At 38.7% G+C, this 2,494-nt stretch carries 3 protein-coding genes; all 3 read left to right on the forward strand.

Annotation, left to right across the window (positions count from 1 at the left end; all coding sequences use genetic code 11):
* Positions 1-107: 107 nt before the first annotated feature.
* Genes H5072_RS16780 through H5072_RS16790 form a run of 3 tightly spaced genes read left to right on the forward strand, consistent with a single transcriptional unit; the run spans position 108 to position 2,386 of the window.
* Positions 108-617, forward strand: coding sequence for a copper chaperone PCu(A)C (locus tag H5072_RS16780; protein WP_404936171.1), 510 nt, complete (start codon positions 108-110; stop codon positions 615-617).
* Between the two features lie 8 nt (positions 618-625).
* Positions 626-1,612, forward strand: coding sequence for a DUF2333 family protein (locus H5072_RS16785; RefSeq protein ID WP_024603343.1), 987 nt, complete (start codon positions 626-628; stop codon positions 1,610-1,612).
* A 3-nt stretch (positions 1,613-1,615) separates the two neighbouring features.
* Positions 1,616-2,386, forward strand: coding sequence for a TIGR04219 family outer membrane beta-barrel protein (locus tag H5072_RS16790; protein ID WP_002957929.1), 771 nt, complete (start codon positions 1,616-1,618; stop codon positions 2,384-2,386).
* Positions 2,387-2,494 lie beyond the last annotated feature (108 nt).

Raw genomic sequence — 2,494 nt, forward strand, 5'->3', positions numbered from 1 at the left:
TGCCGATAACAAAAAAGTCGCCTCTTAATCCTTAATTTGACTGACTATTATAGGTTAACTATGTTAAATTTAGCCTGTAATTTAAAGTTTTCATAAGGATAAGAATGATGACGAAACTATGTTTTTCGATGGCTTCTGCATTAATATTTAGTTTTTTTTCGTCATCGTTGGCGGCGCACTCAGGGCACGATCATGGTTCTGATGTGGCTGTGCTCGAAGTAACTAACGCGCAAGTTAGAGAGTTTTTACCTGGCAGTACTTCAACTGTAGGTTATTTAACCCTTATTAATCACAGTGGAGCCGCAGCAACTTTAACTAAGGCAACTATTGATGGCTTAGGGCGTGTTGAAATACACGAACATTCACATGTAGACGGCATGATGAAAATGCTACAAGTTGAATCGGTTGAAATTAAGGCGCACGAAAGTGTCAGCTTTCAGCCTGGCGGTTATCATTTAATGGCATTTGAACCACAAGAGCCATTAAAAGTAGGACAAGAACGTAAACTCACACTATATTTTAGTGACGGTAATCGCTTATTTACTAATGCTCAAGTCGTGTCGCTTGAAGCGCAAGCTAAGCAGTCAAAACCATCTACTCAACACGCTCATCATTAGGAGTACACATGTCGCAACATAAAGGAAAAATAGCAGGAATAATTGTTTTACTGCTTATCATTTTTTACGCAATTGCTGTTTATTGGAGCACAGAACCTTCACGTTTTGACGTTGTTGCAAACGCGAAAGAGCAAGCGCAGCTTCGTAATGAAAAAATAGTAACGGGTTATGTAACTACTTCTACATTAATTACGGTAGCCAATACCTTACTAGATAAACCGGGTGGCTACTTATCAAATGATGTAATACCACCAAGTATTATTATGGATGATATGCCAGCGTGGGAATATGGCGCACTAGAAATGGTACGTGATTTATCGCTTTCTATGCGAAAAGATTTTAGCCGTTCTCAATCACAATCAACGGAACATGAAGCCCTTAAAAAGGCGCAGCCGCAGTTTAATATAAGCTCTGAGGCATGGGCATGGCCAAGTGCCGAAGGTGAGTACCAAAAAGGTATTGACTACTTAATGGTATATCGTGGACAAATTGCTAATGAGCATGAGCGCGATAGCCAATTTTACGCACGAGCAGATAACTTACGTAGTTGGCTTAAAGAAGCTGAAAAACGTTTAGGTAGCTTAAGCCAACGTTTAAGTGCCAGTGTAGGCCAAGAAAAAGTAAACACCGATTTAGCGGGTAATTCATCTAATAAACAAGCAACTCTTGCGCCACTGCAGCAGCAAGTAAGAACACCATGGTTAGAAATTGACGATGTGTTTTACGAGTCGCGCGGTGCTACTTGGGCGTTACTGCATTTTTTACAAGCGATAGAGTATGACTTTAATGACGTGCTTGAAAAGAAAAATGCACGTGTAAGCTTACAACAAATCATACGTGAACTTGAGGCGACTCAAGAAACAGTTTGGAGCCCACTTATTTTAAACGGCAATGGTTTTGGCTATGTGGCAAACCATTCTTTAGTTATGGCAAATTATATTTCTAGAGCCAATGCGGCTTTAATCGAACTCAGCGAACTACTAGCTCAAGGATAAAAAATGAAAAAGTATTGTTTAGCAGCAGCCCTTTCAATGGCATGTTTAGCACCAGCAGCGCAAGCTGACACTCTACTAGGTTTATACGTAGGTGTTGATGGGTGGAAGTCAGATAACGATGGTCAATTTTCTTATAAAAATAATGCATCTCAAGATTTTAATTTTGAAGATGAGACTTTTGTAAGTTACTACGCGGCACTTGAGCACCCTGTACCATTAGTTCCAAATATTAAATTAAAGTATACCGAGCTTGAGTTAAATGGTTCTGCGCTACTTACAGATACATTTAGCTTTAATGGCTCTGATTATGTTGTAGGCTCTACGGTAAATACGGTAAGTGATTTAACACACATCGATTACATTTTTTATTATGAGATTTTTGATAACGATTTAATCTCAATTGACTTAGGTTTAAATGCTAAGCAGTTTGATGGTGATATTGTTGTAAATGGTACTACTCAAAATGGTGGTACTAACTTTACCGAAACAAAAGATTTCTCTGGTTTTGTTCCTCTTGCATATGGCCGTGCCGAAGCCGGCTTACCATTTACTGGTTTAAGTGTATTTTTTGAAGGTAGCTTTTTGGCTATTGACGATAGCAAAGTACAAGATTACCAAGTAGGCGTAGCGTGGGAACTTATTGATAACCTAGCAGTAGATGTTGCTGTTAAAGCAGGTTACCGCTCTATGGTATTAGAACTTGATGATGTAGATGATATTACGACTGATATTGATGCATCTGGCCCATTTGCGGGTATTCAGGTTCACTTTTAATTAGTATTTTCTAATTAAACAAAGCGTGGCATATTATTTTATTGCGTGCCACGCTAAATCAAACTCTCCCTCCAGCGCATTATTAATTAACTGCTTATAAATTTTATT

The organism is Pseudoalteromonas sp. SR45-5, assembly GCF_014163565.1.
GTDB classification, from domain to species: Bacteria; Pseudomonadota; Gammaproteobacteria; order Enterobacterales; family Alteromonadaceae; genus Pseudoalteromonas; species Pseudoalteromonas distincta.